This window comes from Comamonas sp. Z3 (assembly GCF_008121565.1).
GTDB classification, from domain to species: Bacteria; Pseudomonadota; Gammaproteobacteria; order Burkholderiales; family Burkholderiaceae_C; genus Comamonas; species Comamonas brasiliensis.
Genome location: NZ_VOQU01000011.1, coordinates 12,048 through 29,922, shown reverse-complemented (window position 1 = coordinate 29,922; position 17,875 = coordinate 12,048). Strand labels below are relative to the sequence as shown.

Below are 17,875 nucleotides of genomic sequence, written 5' to 3'. Positions count from 1 at the left end.
CGCGGCGCGTCAGCGCATCAGGTCGCGCAGTTTGAGTTTGTCGATGAGCACGGTTTCCTTCTGGTAGACCGTGTTCACATACCTGGCGTAGTCGGGGCCATCCAGGTAGAGCAAGGGCGCGTCCAGCCTTTCGGCCACGGACTTGAACTCGGGGCTGGCCACGGCCTGGCGGAAGGCATCGCGCAGCTTGGCTTCGACGGCGGGCGGCAGGCCCTTGGGCGCGCCGATGCCGTTGGGCGCATCGACGACCACGTTGTAGCCCAGGTCCTTGAGCGTGGGCACGTCCTTGAAGCGCGGCGTGCGCTGCTCGCCCCAGGTGGCAAGAAGGCGCAGCTTGCCGGCTTCGACATGCGGGGCCCAGGAGCTGGAGTCGGCCAGCGCATCCACATGGCCGCCCAGCACGCCCTGCAGCGCTTCGGCGCCGCCCTTGTAGGGCACATGGCTGAGCTGGATGCCGGCTGCAGCCGCAAACTCTTCCATGCCTACATGGGTAGCGCCGCCCACGCCGGCGTGGGCGTAGGTGATGCTGCCGGGCTTGGCCTTGGCGGCGGCGACGAAGTCCTGCAGGGTCTTGAAGCGCGAGTTGGCCGGCACGGCGATGCCAAAGGTCTGACCCGAGGTGCGCGCGATATAGGTGTAGTCCTTGCGCGGATCGGCCTGCAGCGTGCCCAGCTGGGAAAAGCGCGTGACCGAGATCGGGATCTGGCCGATGGTGTAGCCATCGGGCTTGGCCGAGGCCAGAGCCTTGGAGCCGATCATGCCGGAGGCTCCGGCGCGGTTTTCCACGGCAATCGCCTGGCCCAGGATGCGGCCGGCCACGGTGCACAGCGCGCGCATGGACTGGTCGGCCGTGCCGCCGGCAGGCCAGGGGCAGATGAAGGTGATGGGGCGCTCGGGCCAGGTCTGGGCCAGCAGGCGGGAGGAAGTTCCGAGCGTGGCTGCGCCGAGGGCGCCGAGCACAAAGCTGCGCCGGCTGCTGCGTGGGGGGATCATCGCGTGTCTCCTGTCGTTATTTGAACTGCTAGCCCCGATTGTTCAAAACTGCTCCATGACAATCCAATGAAAAGATAGACTCTCTTCATAACTAATAAGTAATGAAGCCCCATGAGCAAGATCGATCGTGTGCTGCGCTCCAACCTCAAGCTGCGCCATCTGCAGCTGCTGGTGGCACTGGACCAGTTTCGTCACCTGGGCCGCGCGGCCGAGTTTCTGGCCGTGACCCAGCCCGCCGTCTCCAAGACCCTGGCCGAGGTCGAACGCATGCTGGGCATGGCGCTGTTCGAGCGCTCCACGCGCGGCACCGAGCCCACGGCAGCCGGCGTCAGCATGGTGCGGTTTGCGCGCTCGGTGCTGGCCGGTTTCGAGCGGACGCGCGACGAGATGGCCGCCGAGGCCAGCGGCGCGCGCGGGCGCACCAGTGTGGGTGCCATGGTGGTGGCCACGCCGGTACTGCTGGCGAGTGCCGTGGAGCGGCTCAAGGCGCGTTCGGACCAGACCACGGTAATGGTGGAGGAGGGGGATCTGACGCGCCTGCTGCCCAAGCTGCGCCTGGGGGAGCTGGATCTGTTCGTGGGGCGGCTGGAGCCCGGCTATGCCGCGCCCGACCTGGAGACCGAGGCGCTGTACGACGATCCCATGGTGGCCGTGGTGCGGCCCGGTCATGCGCTGCTGGCGCCGGGCGCGGCCAGCTGGCAGGCCCTGGCGGACCAGCCCTGCGTGCTGCCGCCGCCCTGGGCCTCGCTGCGCGTGAAGCTGGAGCAGCAGTTCTATGCCCACGGCCTGCATCCGCCGGCCGACATCGTGGAGACCGCGTCCTTTCTCTCGCAGCTGACCTTTGTGCACCAGCGCGGCGCTGTGGCCTTCATGGCGCGTGGCGTGGCCCGCTGCCATGCGGCCCTGGGTACACTGGCCATGCTGGATCTGGCCGTGCCCATCGATCTGCCACCCGTGGGGCTGATCACCTTGCGCGGCCAGCCGCTGACGCCGACCACGGGCTTGCTGGTCGAATGCCTGCGCGAGGTGGCCAGGGGACAGGGCTGAGCGTGACGCCATCGGCAAGTCCGCAGGGCGGCGTTTCACCTGCCGTGCCGGGCCCTGCGCATGGGACCGAATTGATGAAGGAGAGCTGTCCATGAGCACCTCGCTACCCGCGTCCTCCACCGGGCCCGTCAGCGGTCCCGAGGCGTCGGCTCTGCTCGATGCCAGGATTGCCAGCCTGGACGACTGGCGCGGCGCCATGCTGGCTCGCGTGCGCGCGCTGATCCACGAGGCTCTGCCCGCCGTGGTGGAAGAGCTGAAATGGCGCGGAACGCCCGTATGGTCACAGGACGGCATTCTGTGCACGGGCGAGACCTACAAGGCCGTGGTCAAGCTGACCTTCGCGCATGGCGCGGCCCTGGCCGATCCGGCCGGCCTGTTCAATGCCAGTCTTGAAGGCACCACGCGCCGGGCCATAGACCTGCATGTCGGCGAAGCGCTCGACGGCGCAGCGTTCCAGGCGCTGGTGCAGGCCGCTGCGCAGCGCAATGCCCGGGCCCGGTCGGCCAGCAAATCGGCTTCACAAGCCAAAGCCAGACCGCGGTCTGAAGCCTAGGTCGCCGCAGCCGGTGGCCCTGGGCGTGCAGGCGTGCAAAAGCACCCCGGTGCAGGTTCAGCCTGCGCAGGGCGCTTCTCATCTTGAATCAGGCCGGCTGGGGCCAGCCCGGAGTCATCAGGCGTTGGCGATGGCCGCGGCGATGGCTTCGCCCACCTCGGTGGTGTTGGCCTTGCCGCCCAGATCGGGCGTCAGCGGACCGGCCTTGATCGTGTGCTCGATGGCGGTCACGATGGTGTCGTGGGCCTGGCGCCAGGCACCTTCGCTGCGGCCCAGGAAGTCCAGCATCAGCGCGCCCGACCAGACCATGGCAATGGGGTTGGCGATGTTCTTGCCGTAGATGTCGGGTGCCGAGCCGTGCACGGGCTCGAACAGCGAGGGGAAGGTGCGGTCGGGGTTGAGGTTGGCCGATGGTGCCAGGCCGATGGTGCCCGTGGTGGCAGGCCCCAGGTCGGACAGGATGTCGCCAAACAGATTGGTGGCGGCCACCACGTCGAAGCGGCCGGGCTGCAGCACGAAGCGGGCGGTCAGGATGTCGATGTGCTGCTTGTCCAGCGTGACTTCGGGGTAGTCCTTGGCCACATCGTCGGCGCGCTTGTCCCACCAGGGCATGCTGATGGCGATGCCGTTGCTCTTGGTGGCCAGCGTCACGTGCTTCTTGGCGCGGCTCTGGGCCAGATCGAAGGCGTACTTGAGCAGACGGTCGGCGCCATGCTTGCTATAGACCGATTCCTGGATGCAGATCTCGCGGTCCGTGCCTTCAAACATGATGCCGCCCAGGGCCGTGTACTCGCCCTCGGTGTTCTCGCGCACCACGTAGTAGTCGATGTCACCGGGCTTGCGGCCGGCCAGGGGGCAGGGCACGCCTTCGAACAGGCGCACCGGGCGCAGGTTGATGTACTGGTCGAATTCGCGGCGGAACTTGAGCAGCGAGCCCCACAGCGAGATATGGTCGGGCACGGTGGCGGGCCAGCCCACGGCGCCGAAGAAGATGGCATCCATGTCCGAGAGCTGGGCCTTCCAGTCGTCGGGCATCATCTGGCCGTGTTCGGCGTAGTAGTCGCAGTGGGCCCAGTCGAAATGGTGGAACTCCAGCGGCAGGTCGAAGCGCCTGGCTGCGGCTTCCAGCGCGCGCAGGCCTTCGGGCATGACTTCCTTGCCGATGCCGTCGCCGGCGATGACTGCAATCTTTTTGGGAGTGGACATGGTGCTCTCTCGTGAATGTGTTGGGTGGCGAGGCAGCGGCTCAGCCTGTGCCTGGCGGTATTCTGCACCTTGCATAAATGAATACAATTGACTGATCGTGGCCTGATTGTTTACAGATCGTGCAGAAAATGCCCTCGCCCGAAGACCTGCGTGTCTTCACCACCGTGGTGCGCAAAGCCAGCTTTGCCGAGGCTGCGGCCGCGCACAATGCTTCGCCGGCCTTTGTCAGCAAGCGCATCCGCCTGCTGGAGCAGGAGCTGGGCGTGAAGCTGCTGCATCGCACCACACGGCGGGTCGCTGTCACGGAGCAGGGCGAGCGCGTCTACCACTGGGCGCAGCGCATTCTGGACGAGGTCGAGCATCTGCTGCAGGAGGTGGATGTGACGCGTCGCCAGCCGCGCGGCCTGCTGCGGGTGTCCACCAGCTTCGGCTTTGGCCGCCATGTGGTGGCGCCTGCGCTGTCGCAGCTGATTGCGCAATATCCGGCGCTGCAGCTGCGCCTGGAGGTGTTTGACCGCATCGTCGATGTCGCGGCCGAAGGCTTCGATCTCGATGTGCGCGTGGGCGACGAGATCGCGCCGCATCTGATTGCCCGCCATCTGGCCGACAACCATCGCGTGCTGTGCGCGGCCCCGGCCTATGTGAAGCGGCGTGGCAGTCCGCGCACGCTCGACGAGCTGGCTGCGCATGACTGCCTGGTCATCAAGGAGCGTGACCATCCCTTCGGTGTCTGGAAACTGCGCTCGGGCAGTCAGGAGCGCAGCGTGAAAGTGACCGGGCCGCTGTCCACCAATCATGGCGAGATGGCCGTGCAATGGGCGCGCGACGGCCATGGCATCGTGCTGCGCTCGCTCTGGGATGTGGCGGCCGATCTGCAGGCCGGGCACCTGCTGCAGCTGCTGCCCGAGTGGCAGCAGCAGGCGAATATCTGGGCTGTCTATCCGACGCGGCTGGAGCGCTCGGCCAAGGTGCGGGTCTGCGTCGAGTTCCTGCAGGAGTTCTTCAGCAAGCAGGCGCCCACGGGATTCAGGAGTGCTATGAAAAAAGAAGCTGCTATCGATTGATATACATAAATTTCAGAGTCTTTTGAATCTGAAAAATATGCACAGCAAGCGCAAGCAGCTTCTGTTTTTGAGCCTGATACCGCAGGGCGGCTCAGGCCGGTTGCCAATTATTGGGTCAGCGCGGCCTTCACGGCAGCGGACACCAGGCCCATATCGGCCTTGCCGGCCAGCTGGGTCTTGACGGCGCCCATCACCTTGCCCATGTCGCCGGGGCCGGAGGCGCCCAGTTCGGCCACGATGGCCTGCACGGCCGCGGTGATCTCGGCTTCGCCCATGCGTTCGGGCAGATAAACCTTGAGCACTTCCATTTCGGCCTTTTCCACATCGGCCAGATCGCTGCGATTGGCGGCTTCGAAGGCGGCGATGGAGTCCTTGCGCTGCTTGATCAGCTTGTCGACGATGGCGATGACGGCCGCGTCGTCGAGCTCGATGCGCTCGTCCACTTCCTTTTGCTTCATCGCGGCCTGCAGCAGGCGGATGGTGCCCAGGCGTGCACTGTCCTTGGCACGCATGGCGGTCTTCATGTCTTCGGTAATCTGGGCTTTCAGGCTCATGGCTTTCTCCTTGGGGTGGGCGAATGGCAGTCCGCGATGTGAATGGCGCCGACTGTCCATGCGCTGGGAGGTCACTGCGCAGCCGGGCAGGCTTGGCAGTGGCCAGAAAACAAAAAACCCGCGCCTGGCGTCCCGAGCGCGGGTTTGCGGCTGTTTTAAGGCCGACTGGTCCTAATCAACGATTAGTACAGCTTCTTAGGCAGTTGCATGCTGCGAACGCGCTTGTAGTGACGCTTCACGGCAGCAGCCTTCTTGCGCTTGCGCTCGGCTGTGGGCTTTTCGTAGAACTCGCGAGCACGCAGATCGGTCAGCAGACCCAGCTTTTCGATGGTGCGCTTGAAGCGGCGCAGGGCAACTTCATAGGGCTCGTTTTCTTTGACGCGGATGGTAGTCATTTAATTTCCAGATATATCTGTGCTGACAGAGGGTTCTCGGGAAGATCGGGCCTGAGAGCCGTGTACAGCGGTTTCCCCGCCACTTTTTAACTAGTATGGCCGACGGGGTAATGCCAGCAAAGTCGAGCATTATAGACCAAGACTTGGGCTGCGTCTGCATAGCGCAGCCAAGCAATCCTGCGCTGGCCGGGATGACAGGGCTTTGCCGCAGCAGGCTGGCGTTGCCAATGCCCCGATCCAGGCACCGCCATTGTGCGCTTGTGACTGTCTTTATGCCTTTGCTGCGCGCAAGGTGCAGGCCCTAGCCCACGCCGGTGTCGCTGGGATCTGGGGTTTGTGTGGAGCATCTTGTGCACGGAAATTGCATACAGTTTAAGAGCTCTGTTTCTTGATTCAAGTCAGGAGGCGAGTGACCTGGTGCCTGTGCGCATCGCTGTCTTTTCCGTGTCCAAGGAGCTTTCATCTTGTCCAGCGCTTCTCATTCCTCATCGGTTTCGCGTCGTCAATGGATGGCTTCGGCCATCGCCGTCCCCGGCCTGCTGGCGCTGACGGCCTGTGCCGGCAAGGCCCAGGCTCCGGGCGCTGCTGCGGCCGGCAATTCTCTGGTGGTGGGCGGTCTGTTTGCCGGCTCGCGCAGCGACAAGGGCTTTATGGAGGCCGGCTGGCGCGGTCTGGAAAAAGCGCGCCAGGAGCTAGGGGTGCAGACCCGTTTTCTCGACGGCATGGCACCCAGGAAGGAGTTGCTGGAGCCGGCTCTCGTGCAACTCGCGGGCCAGGGCGCACAACTGGTGATTGCCCATGGCGGGCAGAACAATCAGGCCGCAGCCGACGTTGCGGCGCGCTTTCCCAGGACCCAGTTCGTCGTGACCCAGGGCGCGGTGCAGGGGAGCAATCTTTGCAGCTATGACGTGCTGCAGGAAGAGTCGGCCTATCTGGCCGGAGTGCTGGCGGCGCTGACCACCAGGACCGGTGTGGTCGGTCATATGTCGGGCATTCGGGTGCTCCCAGGACTCAAGGGACGTGCCGCCTATGCGGCCGGCGTGCGCGATACCGATCCCAAGGTCAAGCTGCTGACGAACTTCTCTGGCGATCAGGACGACAACGCCTTGTCGCACCGCATTGCCAGGGCCCAGATGGCAGCCGGTGCCGATGTGATCTTCACCATGCTCAACTCCGGCCGCGATGGCGTGACCCAGGCCTGCCGTGAGGCGGGCACGCGCCAGATCGGCAATGTGATCGACTGGACTACGGTGGACCCGCAGGTGTTCGTCGCTTCCGCCTGGGCCGATGTGGGCATTGGCGCGTTCTTGGCCGTCAAGGACATGCAGGAGCGCGGTGCACCCGGCCCGGGTATTCGCAAGATCGGTCTGAGCGATCCGGCTGCCGTACGCCTGACCATGGGCGAGGCAGTGGCGCCCGCTGTGCGCGAGCGCGTGGCCAGGGCGTCCGCAGCCATCTCCTCGGGGCAGCTCAAGGTTACCGAGCACTACGAAGGCCCGGAGTTTACGGTCTGAGCGCATGGTGGGCCGCCGCTCCGATTTCAGTTGCTCAAGCCTGTAGCGACTGCTTTTCCGCCATGGCCTGGGCGCAGGCAGCGGCACTGGCCCAGGCCCACTGGAAGTTGTAGCCGCCCAGCCAGCCGGTGATGTCCACCACCTCCCCGATAAAGTACAGGCCCGGGCGGGTCTTGCACTCCATGGTTTGCTGGGACAGCACCTTGGTGTCCACGCCGCCCAGCGTGACCTCGGCTTTTTTGTAGCCTTCGGTGCCCGTGGGGGTGATTTCCCAGCGCGACAGCTGTTCCGCCAGTCTGGCCAGGGCCTTGTCGCCGGCCTCGTTGATGGGGCGCTGCAGCTCGGGCATGCGGCTGACCCAGGCATCGGCCAGACGCGCGGGCAGGTGGGCGGCCAGCTCGTTGGCTACCAGCTTGCGCGAGTGAAGCTTGGCCTGGGCAAGCACCTCGGCCAGATCCACGCCAGGAAGCAGATTGATCTGCAGCGGGGTGCCGGGCTTCCAGTAGCTGGAGATCTGCAGCACCGCAGGACCGGAGAGGCCGCGATGGGTGAACAGCAAATCCTCGTGGAAGCTCATGCGCTCCTTTTTGCTGCCGGTGCTGATTTCCACGGGCAGGGCCAGACCGGCCAGGCCTGCGTAGGGCTGCCAGCCTTCGCCGTCGAAGGTCATGGGCACCAGGCCGGGCGTGCGCTCGATCAGCGGCAGACCGAACTGCTGGGCCAGCCGGTAGCCGAAGTCGGTGGCGCCTATCTTGGGAATGCTCAGGCCGCCGGTGGCAATGACCAGATTGGCAGCCTGTACCAGGCCACGATCGGTTTCAATCTGATAGCTGCAATCACTTTCTGTGTCTGGGTTTTCCGGTGAAAGCACTGCTTTCTTGACCTGGCAAGGCTGCCAGCGCTGCACGCCGCCCGCTGTGCACTCGGCCAGCAGCATGGCGATGATGTCCTCGGCCGAATGGTCGGCAAACAGCTGGCCCTTGTGCTTTTCGTGGTGGGCAATGCCGTGTCTGTCCATCAACGTGATGAAGTCGGCGGGTGTGAAGCGCGACAGGGCCGAGCGGCAGAACTGGGGGTTCTGTCCCACAAAATGCTTGTGCGGCGCACGCACGTCCAGATCGCGGTTGGTGAAGTTGCAGCGTCCGCCGCCCGAGATGCGGATCTTCTCGGCCACCTTGGGCGCATGATCGATCAGCAGCACCTTCAGGCCCTGCTGGCCGGCCTGGGCCGCGCAGAACAGGCCGGCGGCACCGGCGCCGATGATGATGGCGTCAAAAATCTGGAAGGGGACCTGTGGGGTGGAGGACACGGCGGGCAGGGCGCTGAAGCACGAACAACAAAGCCGGTCATTGTCCCAGATGGCCGGTCACTGGAGTTGGAGGGGCTGACAAAGTCCCGAAATGCGCGGGTCGTGATGCCTGTGCAGTCGCCAGCCCGTTGTCCTGTTGGGATATGCGGCAAGCCTCTGCATGTGCCATGGATCACTTCTAGAATCGCGCCCCATGAATACACCATCCCACCAGCTGAGCATGACCGTGCTCATGTCGCCCGACATGGCCAACTTCTCCGGCAATGTGCACGGCGGCGCCATTTTGAAACTGCTGGATCAGGTTGCCTATGCCTGCGCCAGCCGCTATGCGGGCCGCTATGTCGTGACGCTGAGCGTGGATCAGGTGATGTTTCTGCAGCCCATCCATGTGGGCGAGCTGGTGACTTTTCTGGCCAGCGTGAACCACACCGGCAAGTCGTCCATGGAAATCGGCATCAAGGTGATTGCCGAGGAGATTCGCAGCCAGGTGGTGCGCCACGTGAACAGCTGCTTCTTCACCATGGTGGCAGTGGACGATGACAAGAAGCCTGCCCCCGTGCCACCGCTGCAGCTCGAAACCGACGAGGAAAAGCGCCGCTGGGACGCCGCCATCGTTCGCAAGGAGCTGCGCAAGGAGCTGGCCGAGCGCTTCGCCGAGACTCGTACTCCCTGAGTCGGGGTGGCGCTTGCCGCCCGCCCGGGCTGCAGGACAGCCCGGGGACGGTCCTGGCTCAGGCCGCCGCTGATTGCGGCAAGGCCTGGGGCTGGTTCTGCCAGGCGGCAATACCCTGGACCACATCGCCGACGACGATGATGCTGGGGCTGCCCAGCTGATGGTCGGCAATGCTCTGCGGCAAATCCTTCAGAAAGGTCAGCGCATGGCGCTGCTGCGGCAGGCTGGCATGCTGGATCACGGCCACGGGCGTGCTGCCGGGCAGACCGCTGAGCAGCTCGCTGCTGATGCGCTCGACGCTGCTCACTCCCATATAGATCACCAGCGTCAGCTTGGCCGCATGGGCCGTGGCGGCGATCTGGCGCCAGTCGGGGCCGCTGTCGCCGGGCTTGGCATGGCCGGTCATGAAAAGCACGCCATGCGCGCGGTCGCGGTGGGTCAGCGGGGCGCCCAGGCTGGTCAGGCCCGCAAGGCCGGAGGTGATGCCGTTGATGACATCCACCTCGATGCCGGCCTGACGCAGATGTTCGACCTCTTCGCCGCCACGGCCAAAGATGAAGGGGTCGCCGCCCTTGAGGCGCACCACGCGTTCGCCGTCCTGCACGGCCGCAATCATGAGCTTTTCGATAAAGGCCTGGGGGGTGCTCTTGCAGCCGCCGCGCTTGCCCACATAGACCACGCGGGCAGTGGGCGAGGCGTGGCTCATCACACCGTCGCTGACCAGATCGTCGACAAACAGCACGCTTGCTGCGGCAATGGCCTTGGCGGCCTTGATGGTCAGCAGCTCGGGGTCGCCGGGGCCTGCACCCACCAGGGTGCACGAGCCGCGCTGATTGGGGTTGTGGGAAATGGCAGTCATTGTGGGGTCTCAGTCGGGGCTGCGGTTATAGGCTTGCAGTGCGGCGCGGCTGGCGGCAGCGCCGGCATCGGTGACCTGCATGGCCTGGTGCAGGGCTTGTATCTGTTCCAATTGTTGCGCGATCGGCGCCGGCGCAGGCTGCTGGCCGTTCAGGATGTCCAGCGTCAGCCGGGCTGTCTGCTCGGCATTCAGATCTTGTTCCGGGGCACTGATCTCGGTGCCGGATGCGAGCTGGCTGCTGTGCAGGGAAGAACGCTCAAAGCAGATTTCTCCGGCAATCACACCCGTACTCACGGGTTCGCGGTGGGGGGCGGCCACGGCCTCGCCTTCCGTGCCGCGCACCAGCAGCGCACTGGTCGCGCGCATGGCCAGCGTCTGGAGCATGGGCTGGGCATAGGCCGGGTGGGTGTAGCTGGCCAGCACCAGCCCGGACTGCGCGGTGCTGTTGCCATGGATGGGGTCCAGCAGTTTGACGATGCTGTGCGAGGGGTTGCGCAGGCCCATCTGGCGGCGAATCTGCAGCAGCCGATCCAGCGGTGCCAGCAGGTGACGGGTCTGCATCCAGACCTTGTCGCCAGGCTCCAGAGCGACGGGGCGCTCGATGGCTGTCCAGCCCAGCTGCCGCCATACCTCGGCCGTGCCCAGGCGCTTGTCCTCGGTATGGCTGCCGTGGACCAGCACCGGCAGGCCTTGTTGCGCCAGCAGACCTGCCAGCAGCGGGGTGAGGTTGGCCAGCTTGCGCGAGCCGTTATAGCTGGGGATGACGACCACGGGCAGGGCTTTGTGCGCCTGCGGCCACACGGGCAGACGTTGCTGGGTCGCGTCGAGAAAGCCTGCCAGCTCTTCGGCGCTTTCGCCCTTGAAGCGCATGGCAATGCAAAAGCCGCCCAGCTCCAGATCACTGACCTTGCCGTCCAGCACCTGCCCCATCAGATCGCAGGCCTGGGCCCGCGAAAGAGAGCGCGCGCCCTTGGTGCCGCGACCGATTTCCTTGATGTAGTGGCTGATGCTCATGATTAACGTAATTGTCGCTATAAAAACCATGAGTTGTCAGACGATTTGGTTATATAAATCAAACCGGCTGTGGTCGGAAAACCGTCGCTCCCTGTTGCGCCAGCTGTGCAGCCAGGGCCTGTAGCTGGGATTGCGCGAGCTGGGCGACAAGGTCCAGCATCGGGTTGCCCTTGAGCGCTTCGGCAGACGCCAGGACGGCGAGCCGGCTGACCTGGCGCGAAGCCCGAAGCGGCCGGAACACGATCTGCTCGCGGTGGAACATCGCGAAGGACGCCGGCACGATGGCCACGCCCAGACCGCAGGCCACGAGCGCCAGCACATTCACCAGCTGACCGGCCTCGTGGCGTATCAGCGGAGTGAAGCCGGCCTCGGCGCACAGCGCGACCGTGCGGTCGAAGTAGTCGGTGTCCTGATAACGGGTGAAGCCCACAAAGGGCTGGTGCACGGCGGCTTGAAGATCCAGCATTCCACTGCCTCCGGCCAGAGGGTGCGAGGCCGGAACTGCCAGGCAATAGGGGTCATCGATGCTGGCCAGCTCAAGCTCGTCGGCCTCCCTGTGCCCGGGGCGGGCAAAGCCGAGTTCCAGCTCGCCCTGGCGCAAGGCCCGCTGTTGCTGCGAGGAAATCATTTCGCGGGCTTCGATCTGCACGTCGCAGTCGGCCTGTGCCACAGCCCGCAGCAAGCCGGGCAGCAGGGACTGCATGGCCGAGGGAACCAGCCCCAGGCGCAGCACGGTCTGGCTGCTGCGCTCTCGTTCGCGCGCGCGCAAGGGGGCTTGCTCGGCACGCGCCAATATGACGCGCGCATCTTCCAGCAGCGACTCGCCTGCAGCGGTGAGCTGCATACCGCGCGGCAGGCGGGTGAAGAGCTGCGTGCCGACCTCATCCTCGAGTTGCTTGAGCTGCTGTGACAGCGGCGGCTGGGCGATGAATAGCTTGCGGGCCGCCCTGCTGACGTTGCCCTGCTCGGCAACCGCCACGAAGTAGCGCAGATGTCTCAGTTCCATGCCTGAATCAATCCATATTTCAAAAGTATGATTTTTATATTAAATCAGTGTTGGACATATGAGTGAAGGGCGGCAACACTGCCGATCCTGTTCGTTCTGAGATGCATGTCCACGCATGCATTGCCTGTCTCATGCAAGCCTTGCAAAAAACCGAGTCCGCCAAGGGACTGAAGCTCAACGAGGTCGACATGCCGTCGCCTGCCGCAGGTGAGGTGCTGCTGCGGGTTCATTCCACCGGTGTCTGTGGCACGGATCTGCATATCGATGCCTGGACGGCGAGCTATCACTTTTTGCAGGCCGCGCTGCCGGTGACCGTGGGTCACGAGTTCAGCGGCGAGATCGTGGCCAGAGGCGAGGGGGTCGAGCATCTGCCCCTGGGGCAGTTGGTGGCCGTACGGCCTTCGGTCACCTGCGGCAGATGCCCCAGCTGCAGTGCCGGCGACTTCGATACCTGCACCACCCGCCGTGGCATCGGTGTCATGCGCCATGGCGGCTTTGCCGAGTATGTGGCCGTGCCCCTGCGCAATTGCGTGGCGATTCCACACGGCGTGGACCCCGAGGTTGCTGCATTGGCCGAGCCGCTGTCGGTGAGCTTCGAAGCCGTGCGCACGGGCAATGTCCAGCCCGGCGATCGTGTGCTGATCCTGGGGCCCGGCAATATCGGTCAGGGCATTGCGCTGTTTGCGCGTGCCGCAGGGGCGGCCCAGGTGGTGGTTGCCGGCCATGGCGATGCCGCGCGGCTGGAGGTCCTGCGCTCCATGGGGTTCGAGGATTTGCTGGACTTCGAGGGGCAGGACATCGACGAAGCCCTTGCCGCGTATACGCAGGAAGCTTTCTTTGACGTGGTGATCGAAGCCACCGGGGCGGCGGCAGTGCTGGCGCCGGCCCTGCGCGCACTCAAGACCCATGGTGTGCTTGTGATTGCCGGCATTCATTCAGCCCCCGTGCCGCTGGATCTGACGGCCCTGGTGCGGCGTCATCAGCAGCTGCGCGGCTCCTATCGCACGCCGGAACGCTGCTGGCTGGAGGTCGTTGAATTCATGCAGACCCATCAGGATCAGCTGCGCCTCATGATTACCCACCGCGTGCCGCTTGCGCAGGCCGGGCAGGGGTTTGAGCTGGCGCGCGCGCGGCTGGCGAGCAAGGTGCTGATTCAACCCGGCGCGGGTTCTGCATCATGAGCTGCGCCTTCCTGGCCCTGTGGAACGACATTGACCGGCCCGAGGCTCGCGCAGAATACGAGGCTTGGCATGCCCTCGAGCATGTTCCCGAGCGCGTGGGTTTGCCGGGCTTTGTCTACGGCCATCGCTATGTCGGCGCCTGCGGATACTTCACGCTCTACGGTCTGGAGTCTCTGGCGGCCCTGGACTCGGCCGAGTATGCGGATGTGATCGCCAACCCCACGCCCTGGTCGGCACGCATGAGGCCGCGCCTGAGTGCTTTCATGCGCAGGCCCTGCATATTGCAGGTCCAGGCTGGAGCATCCAGCGGTGCGGCGCTGACGACGCTCAAGGCCGTCACCGCCGATGTACAGGCCTGGGCCGCGCAGGCAGCCCGCTGGGCGGAGCAGGCGGTGCAGCAAGGGCGTCTGCTGCGGGTCATGGCGGGTGTGGTGCCTGTGGAGCGTTCCTTGCACTACCCCGTTGGCGGGGAGTGCATTGCCGAGCAGGCCCAGGGGGAATTCACGGTGGTCATGCTGGCCGAGCATCTCGACGGAACGTCATGCACCCAGGGGGCCCAATGGTGGGCCGACCAAATGCAGGCACATCACCTCGAAACGCCTGCACAGCAGGCTTTTAGCCTGCAAACCCGGGTGTACCGTTCGCAGCTGGCCCTGCCCGCCATTGGACGCCTGCCACCCTTGATGGAACTGATGGCTGGATACGCCGATTGTTGATCCGAGACTGAGATTCTGGAGACATAGAGATGACAAGAAAATCGATGCCCGTGCGCCGGGCTGCCCTGCTGCTGTGCGCCGCTGCCTGTCTACCCCTGGCGGCTCAGGCCCAGGGCAAGGCTGACTGGCCCACCCGCCCCATACGTCTGATCGTCGGCTATGCCAGTGGCTCTTCGCCCGATGTGCAGGCCCGCCTGCTGGCCGAGCCCCTGACCAAGGCCCTGGGGCAGCCTGTGGTGGTGGAGAACAAGGGTGGGGCCAGTGGCAATATCGGTGCTGACGCCGTGGCCAAGGCCGGCGACGGCCACACCATAGGCGTGATCGGCAACGGCCCGCTGACCAGCTCCAAGTTTCTCTACAGCAAGCTGCCCTACGATCCGATCAAGGATCTCGCACCGCTGGCCATGATCGGCTCGGCCCCTCTGGTGCTGGTGGCTCCCCGGTCCATGGCAGCGAATGCAGGGGCTTATTTCAAGGCGCTCAAGACCGGGACCCAGGGCAACTACGGCTCGGTGGGAACGGGGTCCGGCGGCCACCTGGGCGTGGAGCTGATCAAGGAAGCCATGGGCCTGAATCTGCAGCATGTGCCCTACAACGGCGGCCCGGCCGTGGTCAACGCCTTGATGGGCGATCAGGTGCAGATGGCCTTGCTGCCGGCCTCCACCGTCATGCCGCTGGTCCAGTCCGGCAAGCTGGCCGCCCTGGCCGTGAGTTCCAGCAAGCGCAGCCCGCTGGCGACCGGCGTCCCGGCCATGCCCGAGATTGGTGCCGGCAATGTGGACATCGAAGTCTGGAATGCGGTCATGGCACCGGCCTCCATGCCCGCCGAGCATCGCGCCAAGCTGGCTGCGGCCCTGGAGAAGATTCTTCATGCTCCCGATATCCGCAGCAAGCTGCTGGCCCAGGGCTGGCGCATCGACGACACCAGCGCTGCCTCGCTGGCCAGGCGCATCGAAAACGATGCACGCATCTATGGCAGCCTGATCACGCAAAAGAACATCCGCCTCGAATGAGCGCGGCCGGCGCCATCTGAGGCGCCGGACTTCCACACGGCATCCCCGCAGCTGCGGTGGATGCCGCTGTCAGCGGCTCGACAGCGGCAGGAATCTGCTGCGAGGCCCATCCATTATTAAAAAGAGAGACTTCATGACATCCTTGCAATCGGGAGGCTTGGCCGTGGCCGCTGCCTTCATCTCCGCATGCTCGCTGGCTCAGGCCCAGACCGCTGGGCCCGCCACATCCCAGGTCACTCTGTACGGCGTGGTGGACATGGCCGCCGAGTCGGTGTCCACCGGCGCGGGCCGCACCCTGCGTGCGGAAAGCGGTGTCCTGGCGGGCTCGCGCTGGGGCGTTCGCGGAACCGAGGATCTGGGCGGCGGCCTGCGTGCACTGTACGTGATGGAGGCCGGACTGAATGCCGATACCGGCGAGCGCGGTCAGGGCGGACTCGCCTTTGGTCGACAGATCTTTGTCGGCATGGGCGGCGACTGGGGGCAGCTGACGGTGGGCCGCCACTACACCACGTTTCATACCTCGCTGGCTTCCTATGCCCTGACGGGCCTGATCTGGGGCAATGCCGCCAACTATTTCCGTGACGGCACGGTGCTGCGCGCCGACAACTCGCTGCGCTTTCAGTCGGCTTCCATGGCAGGACTGGTGGTGCGGGGCATGTACTCGTTCGGGGAGAACGCCGGCACCAATGTGGGGCGCCAGTTCGGTGGCTCGCTGGACTACACGCGCGGCCCCTGGAGCCTGGGTGCCTCGCTGTGGGAGCGTCGCACCACGGCCCAGAACACCGACCGCTATCACTTGCTTGGCGGCTCCTATGACTTCAAGGTGGCTCGGGCGGCCTTGCTGCTTTCCACCCGGGGGGATGATCTGCTGGATGCAGCCAGCAAGCGAGGACGCTTCTTTGAAGTCAGCATGACCATACCGGTCAGCACGGCAGGGCAGGTGCTGCTGTCCTATGGGCAGTTCCAGGGGCGTGCGCGTGCGAACAGCGATGCCCGTGCCCTGAGCGTGCGCTACGACCATGCGCTGTCCAAGCGCACCAAGCTGTATGCGGGTGTCTCCGCAATCCGCAACGAGGCCGACGCAGCATTCACCATCAACAGTGCCAGCAATGCCGGGCCTTCGGTTCCCAAGGGCAGCAAGCCGCGCTCGCTGCTGGTCGGTATCTCGCACTCCTTCTGAGGCAAGCCGACACAGGACGCTGCGGCCTGCAGGAAGCCCTGTTCAGGGCGGTGGCCGCCTCAATGGTCTATAGCCTGGGAGGGGCTTGCGTAGTGAATGAACATTGATCACATTTCGGGACACAGGGCGCGCGTAACATGTGCGCTGTTTTTGAGGAGTGTTGAAATGACCGCTAACGCATCTTTGACCGACGAGCTCATGGGCCAGCTTCAGGGCGCTCCCATGCAGGGCCTGGCCCAGCAGCTGGGCATCGACTCCGTGCAGGCCGAGCAGGCCGTGGGTGTGGCGCTGCCCATGCTGTTTGGTGCGCTGGGCCAGAACACGGCTGAGCCTCAGGGAGCTGCCGATCTGTTCGGTGCGCTGCAGCGTGATCACAGCAGTGCCAATGGCGCGATGGATACGGGCGGTCTGCTGGGCGGGCTCGGTGGCCTGCTCGGCGGAGCGGGCGGTGGCGCCGGTGCGGCTGGCGGCCTGGGTGGGCTGGGTGGGCTGGGCAGCATTCTGGGCTCGGTGCTGGGGGGCGGCTCCGGTGCCGGCAATTCGCAGCTGGATGCGGGCGCCATCCTGGGCAATATCTTTGGCGGTCAGCAGCAGCAGGCCGAGTCCCGGCTTGGCCAGGCCACGGGTCTGGGGGGCAATGCAGGTCAGTTGCTGGCCCTGCTGGCTCCGCTGGTGATGTCTTTCCTGGCCAATCGGGTCCAGTCGCAGGGAATGGGAGCCGGCGACCTGGGCAATGCTTTGGATCAGGAGCGTGGCCAGATCCAGTCGCAAGGCGGCATGGCTGGCGGCATCCTCGGCAGCCTGCTCGATCAGAATGGCGACGGCAAGCTGGATGCCGGAGATTTGTTCAAGCTGGGCGCGGGTCTGCTGGGCGGCCGGCGCTGAGCCAAGGATTGGGTGACAGTATCAAGGCAGCTTTGGCTGCCTTTTTTGTTTTTGTATACGGGCATAGCCTGATTGCCGCAATGCAGCAGGATTCTCACACTGGTCATGTCGTCATGCGTTTTGCATGACGGGCCGATCCAGAAAGGAGAACCAGATGACGACCGTCGCCGAAATTCTGCGCGCCAAGGGCAACAGCACTATCTACAGCGTTTCTCCCTCCGACACCATGCTGGCTGCGCTGCAGCTCATGGCGGAAAAAAGCATTGGCGCGCTGCTGGTGCTCGAAGGTGGCGATATCGCCGGTATCGTGACCGAGCGCGACTATGCGCGCAAGATCGCGCTGCAGGGCCGAAGCTCGGCCAGCACGCGCGTGGACGAGGTCATGACGCGCAAGGTGCATTGCGTGCTGCCGAGCCAGACCAGCGAGGAGTGCATGTCGCTGATGACCAGCAATCGCATGCGCCATCTGCCCGTGATCAACGAGACCCGCGAACTGCAGGGGCTGATTTCGATTGGCGACATCGTCAAGGAAATCATCTCGGCCCAGCAGTTCACGATCCATCAGCTGGAGCACTATATTTCCGGGACACCCAATGTGAATCAGCCGTAGGCTGCTGTGAATTGAATATGGGACTTACGCAAACAAGAATGTAACAACGGCCTGCCTTCTGAGGCAGTCGCTCGGTCTGAACCCGTTTTGCGTAAGTCGTGGA

The 17,875-nt window shown here is 64.8% G+C and carries 19 protein-coding genes; 11 read left to right on the top strand and 8 right to left on the bottom strand.

Going from position 1 to position 17,875, the window contains the following annotated elements; all coding sequences use genetic code 11:
* Positions 1-9: 9 nt before the first annotated feature.
* Entirely contained in the window at positions 10-993 is a 984-nt protein-coding gene (locus tag FSY59_RS25625; protein WP_148729932.1) for a tripartite tricarboxylate transporter substrate binding protein, read from the bottom strand.
* 111 nt (positions 994-1,104) lie between these two features.
* Between FSY59_RS25625 and FSY59_RS25620 the strand changes: the two genes are divergently transcribed.
* Entirely contained in the window at positions 1,105-2,040 is a 936-nt protein-coding gene (locus tag FSY59_RS25620) for a LysR substrate-binding domain-containing protein (RefSeq protein WP_003052989.1), read from the top strand.
* Positions 2,041-2,131: 91 nt separating this feature from the next.
* Positions 2,132-2,593: a DUF1801 domain-containing protein gene (locus FSY59_RS25615; RefSeq protein WP_148729931.1), complete on the top strand. Its 462-nt coding sequence runs from the start codon at positions 2,132-2,134 to the stop codon at positions 2,591-2,593.
* Between the two features lie 117 nt (positions 2,594-2,710).
* Here the strand turns inward: FSY59_RS25615 and FSY59_RS25610 are convergent, their stop codons facing one another.
* Complete coding sequence (locus tag FSY59_RS25610; RefSeq protein WP_148729930.1) at positions 2,711-3,799, bottom strand: tartrate dehydrogenase; 1,089 nt, start codon at positions 3,797-3,799, stop codon at positions 2,711-2,713.
* 128 nt (positions 3,800-3,927) lie between these two features.
* Here FSY59_RS25610 and FSY59_RS25605 point away from each other — a divergent pair, with 128 nt between their 5' ends.
* Positions 3,928-4,863: a LysR substrate-binding domain-containing protein gene (locus FSY59_RS25605; protein ID WP_148729970.1), complete on the top strand. Its 936-nt coding sequence runs from the start codon at positions 3,928-3,930 to the stop codon at positions 4,861-4,863.
* A gap of 107 nt (positions 4,864-4,970) precedes the next feature.
* Here the strand turns inward: FSY59_RS25605 and FSY59_RS25600 are convergent, their stop codons facing one another.
* Together FSY59_RS25600 and rpsU are read right to left on the bottom strand one after the other, a co-directional pair.
* Positions 4,971-5,417, bottom strand: coding sequence for a GatB/YqeY domain-containing protein (locus FSY59_RS25600; RefSeq protein WP_003052997.1), 447 nt, complete (start codon positions 5,415-5,417; stop codon positions 4,971-4,973).
* Between the two features lie 182 nt (positions 5,418-5,599).
* The gene (rpsU, locus tag FSY59_RS25595; protein WP_003052999.1) at positions 5,600-5,812 is read right to left on the bottom strand and encodes a 30S ribosomal protein S21; all 213 of its coding nucleotides are present in this window, start codon (positions 5,810-5,812) and stop codon (positions 5,600-5,602) included.
* A gap of 464 nt (positions 5,813-6,276) precedes the next feature.
* On the opposite strand from rpsU, the gene FSY59_RS25590 reads away from it, so the two are divergent.
* Positions 6,277-7,326: a BMP family protein gene (locus FSY59_RS25590; RefSeq protein WP_255439766.1), complete on the top strand. Its 1,050-nt coding sequence runs from the start codon at positions 6,277-6,279 to the stop codon at positions 7,324-7,326.
* Between the two features lie 34 nt (positions 7,327-7,360).
* On the opposite strand, the gene FSY59_RS25585 is transcribed toward FSY59_RS25590, so the two are convergent.
* A complete protein-coding gene (locus FSY59_RS25585) occupies positions 7,361-8,635 on the bottom strand; it encodes an NAD(P)/FAD-dependent oxidoreductase (RefSeq protein WP_003053004.1) in 1,275 nt (424 codons plus the stop codon).
* Positions 8,636-8,828: 193 nt separating this feature from the next.
* On the opposite strand from FSY59_RS25585, the gene FSY59_RS25580 reads away from it, so the two are divergent.
* Entirely contained in the window at positions 8,829-9,308 is a 480-nt protein-coding gene (locus FSY59_RS25580; protein WP_003053005.1) for an acyl-CoA thioesterase, read from the top strand.
* A gap of 58 nt (positions 9,309-9,366) precedes the next feature.
* On the opposite strand, the gene cobA is transcribed toward FSY59_RS25580, so the two are convergent.
* From cobA to FSY59_RS25565, 3 genes are read right to left on the bottom strand one after another with little or no spacing between them, the layout of a single operon-like run.
* Entirely contained in the window at positions 9,367-10,167 is an 801-nt protein-coding gene (gene cobA, locus FSY59_RS25575) for a uroporphyrinogen-III C-methyltransferase (RefSeq protein ID WP_148729929.1), read from the bottom strand.
* A 9-nt stretch (positions 10,168-10,176) separates the two neighbouring features.
* Positions 10,177-11,181 carry a DNA-binding protein YbiB gene (ybiB, locus tag FSY59_RS25570; protein WP_003053010.1) on the bottom strand — a complete coding sequence of 335 codons (1,005 nt, stop codon included), beginning with the start codon at positions 11,179-11,181 and terminating at the stop codon, positions 10,177-10,179.
* Positions 11,182-11,239: 58 nt separating this feature from the next.
* A complete protein-coding gene (locus tag FSY59_RS25565; protein WP_148729928.1) occupies positions 11,240-12,187 on the bottom strand; it encodes a LysR substrate-binding domain-containing protein in 948 nt (315 codons plus the stop codon).
* A gap of 131 nt (positions 12,188-12,318) precedes the next feature.
* Between FSY59_RS25565 and FSY59_RS25560 the strand changes: the two genes are divergently transcribed.
* The 6 genes from FSY59_RS25560 to FSY59_RS25535 all read left to right on the top strand — a co-directional run bounded on the left by FSY59_RS25560 (position 12,319) and on the right by FSY59_RS25535 (position 17,772).
* Positions 12,319-13,368, top strand: coding sequence for a zinc-binding dehydrogenase (locus tag FSY59_RS25560; protein WP_255439765.1), 1,050 nt, complete (start codon positions 12,319-12,321; stop codon positions 13,366-13,368).
* Positions 13,365-14,084 (top strand): hypothetical protein, encoded by a 720-nt coding sequence (locus FSY59_RS25555; protein ID WP_148729926.1) that lies wholly within the window; start codon positions 13,365-13,367, stop codon positions 14,082-14,084. The genes FSY59_RS25560 and FSY59_RS25555 overlap by 4 nt, the downstream gene beginning before the upstream one ends.
* A 44-nt stretch (positions 14,085-14,128) precedes the next feature.
* Positions 14,129-15,097, top strand: a complete 969-nt coding sequence (locus FSY59_RS25550; protein WP_050872145.1) for a tripartite tricarboxylate transporter substrate binding protein — start codon at positions 14,129-14,131, stop codon at positions 15,095-15,097.
* Between the two features lie 133 nt (positions 15,098-15,230).
* Positions 15,231-16,277 carry a porin gene (locus FSY59_RS25545; RefSeq protein ID WP_148729925.1) on the top strand — a complete coding sequence of 349 codons (1,047 nt, stop codon included), beginning with the start codon at positions 15,231-15,233 and terminating at the stop codon, positions 16,275-16,277.
* A 165-nt stretch (positions 16,278-16,442) separates the two neighbouring features.
* Positions 16,443-17,162: a DUF937 domain-containing protein gene (locus tag FSY59_RS25540; protein WP_148729924.1), complete on the top strand. Its 720-nt coding sequence runs from the start codon at positions 16,443-16,445 to the stop codon at positions 17,160-17,162.
* Positions 17,163-17,316: 154 nt separating this feature from the next.
* Complete coding sequence (locus FSY59_RS25535; RefSeq protein ID WP_019043890.1) at positions 17,317-17,772, top strand: CBS domain-containing protein; 456 nt, start codon at positions 17,317-17,319, stop codon at positions 17,770-17,772.
* Positions 17,773-17,875 lie beyond the last annotated feature (103 nt).

Bases quoted from the DNA above. Each gene is read 5' to 3' on its own strand.
- FSY59_RS25555 (WP_148729926.1), top strand. From the start codon at position 13,365: ATGAGCTGCGCCTTCCTGGCCCTGTGGAACGACATTGACCGGCCCGAG.
- FSY59_RS25610 (WP_148729930.1), bottom strand. From the start codon at position 3,799: ATGTCCACTCCCAAAAAGATTGCAGTCATCGCCGGCGACGGCATCGGC.
- FSY59_RS25600 (WP_003052997.1), bottom strand. From the start codon at position 5,417: ATGAGCCTGAAAGCCCAGATTACCGAAGACATGAAGACCGCCATGCGT.
- FSY59_RS25550 (WP_050872145.1), top strand. From the start codon at position 14,129: ATGCCCGTGCGCCGGGCTGCCCTGCTGCTGTGCGCCGCTGCCTGTCTA.
- FSY59_RS25605 (WP_148729970.1), top strand. From the start codon at position 3,928: ATGCCCTCGCCCGAAGACCTGCGTGTCTTCACCACCGTGGTGCGCAAA.
- FSY59_RS25615 (WP_148729931.1), top strand. From the start codon at position 2,132: ATGAGCACCTCGCTACCCGCGTCCTCCACCGGGCCCGTCAGCGGTCCC.
- cobA (WP_148729929.1), bottom strand. From the start codon at position 10,167: ATGACTGCCATTTCCCACAACCCCAATCAGCGCGGCTCGTGCACCCTG.
- FSY59_RS25535 (WP_019043890.1), top strand. From the start codon at position 17,317: ATGACGACCGTCGCCGAAATTCTGCGCGCCAAGGGCAACAGCACTATC.
- rpsU (WP_003052999.1), bottom strand. From the start codon at position 5,812: ATGACTACCATCCGCGTCAAAGAAAACGAGCCCTATGAAGTTGCCCTG.
- FSY59_RS25625 (WP_148729932.1), bottom strand. From the start codon at position 993: ATGATCCCCCCACGCAGCAGCCGGCGCAGCTTTGTGCTCGGCGCCCTC.
- FSY59_RS25540 (WP_148729924.1), top strand. From the start codon at position 16,443: ATGACCGCTAACGCATCTTTGACCGACGAGCTCATGGGCCAGCTTCAG.
- FSY59_RS25545 (WP_148729925.1), top strand. From the start codon at position 15,231: ATGACATCCTTGCAATCGGGAGGCTTGGCCGTGGCCGCTGCCTTCATC.
- FSY59_RS25565 (WP_148729928.1), bottom strand. From the start codon at position 12,187: ATGGAACTGAGACATCTGCGCTACTTCGTGGCGGTTGCCGAGCAGGGC.
- ybiB (WP_003053010.1), bottom strand. From the start codon at position 11,181: ATGAGCATCAGCCACTACATCAAGGAAATCGGTCGCGGCACCAAGGGC.
- FSY59_RS25580 (WP_003053005.1), top strand. From the start codon at position 8,829: ATGAATACACCATCCCACCAGCTGAGCATGACCGTGCTCATGTCGCCC.
- FSY59_RS25560 (WP_255439765.1), top strand. From the start codon at position 12,319: ATGCAAGCCTTGCAAAAAACCGAGTCCGCCAAGGGACTGAAGCTCAAC.
- FSY59_RS25620 (WP_003052989.1), top strand. From the start codon at position 1,105: ATGAGCAAGATCGATCGTGTGCTGCGCTCCAACCTCAAGCTGCGCCAT.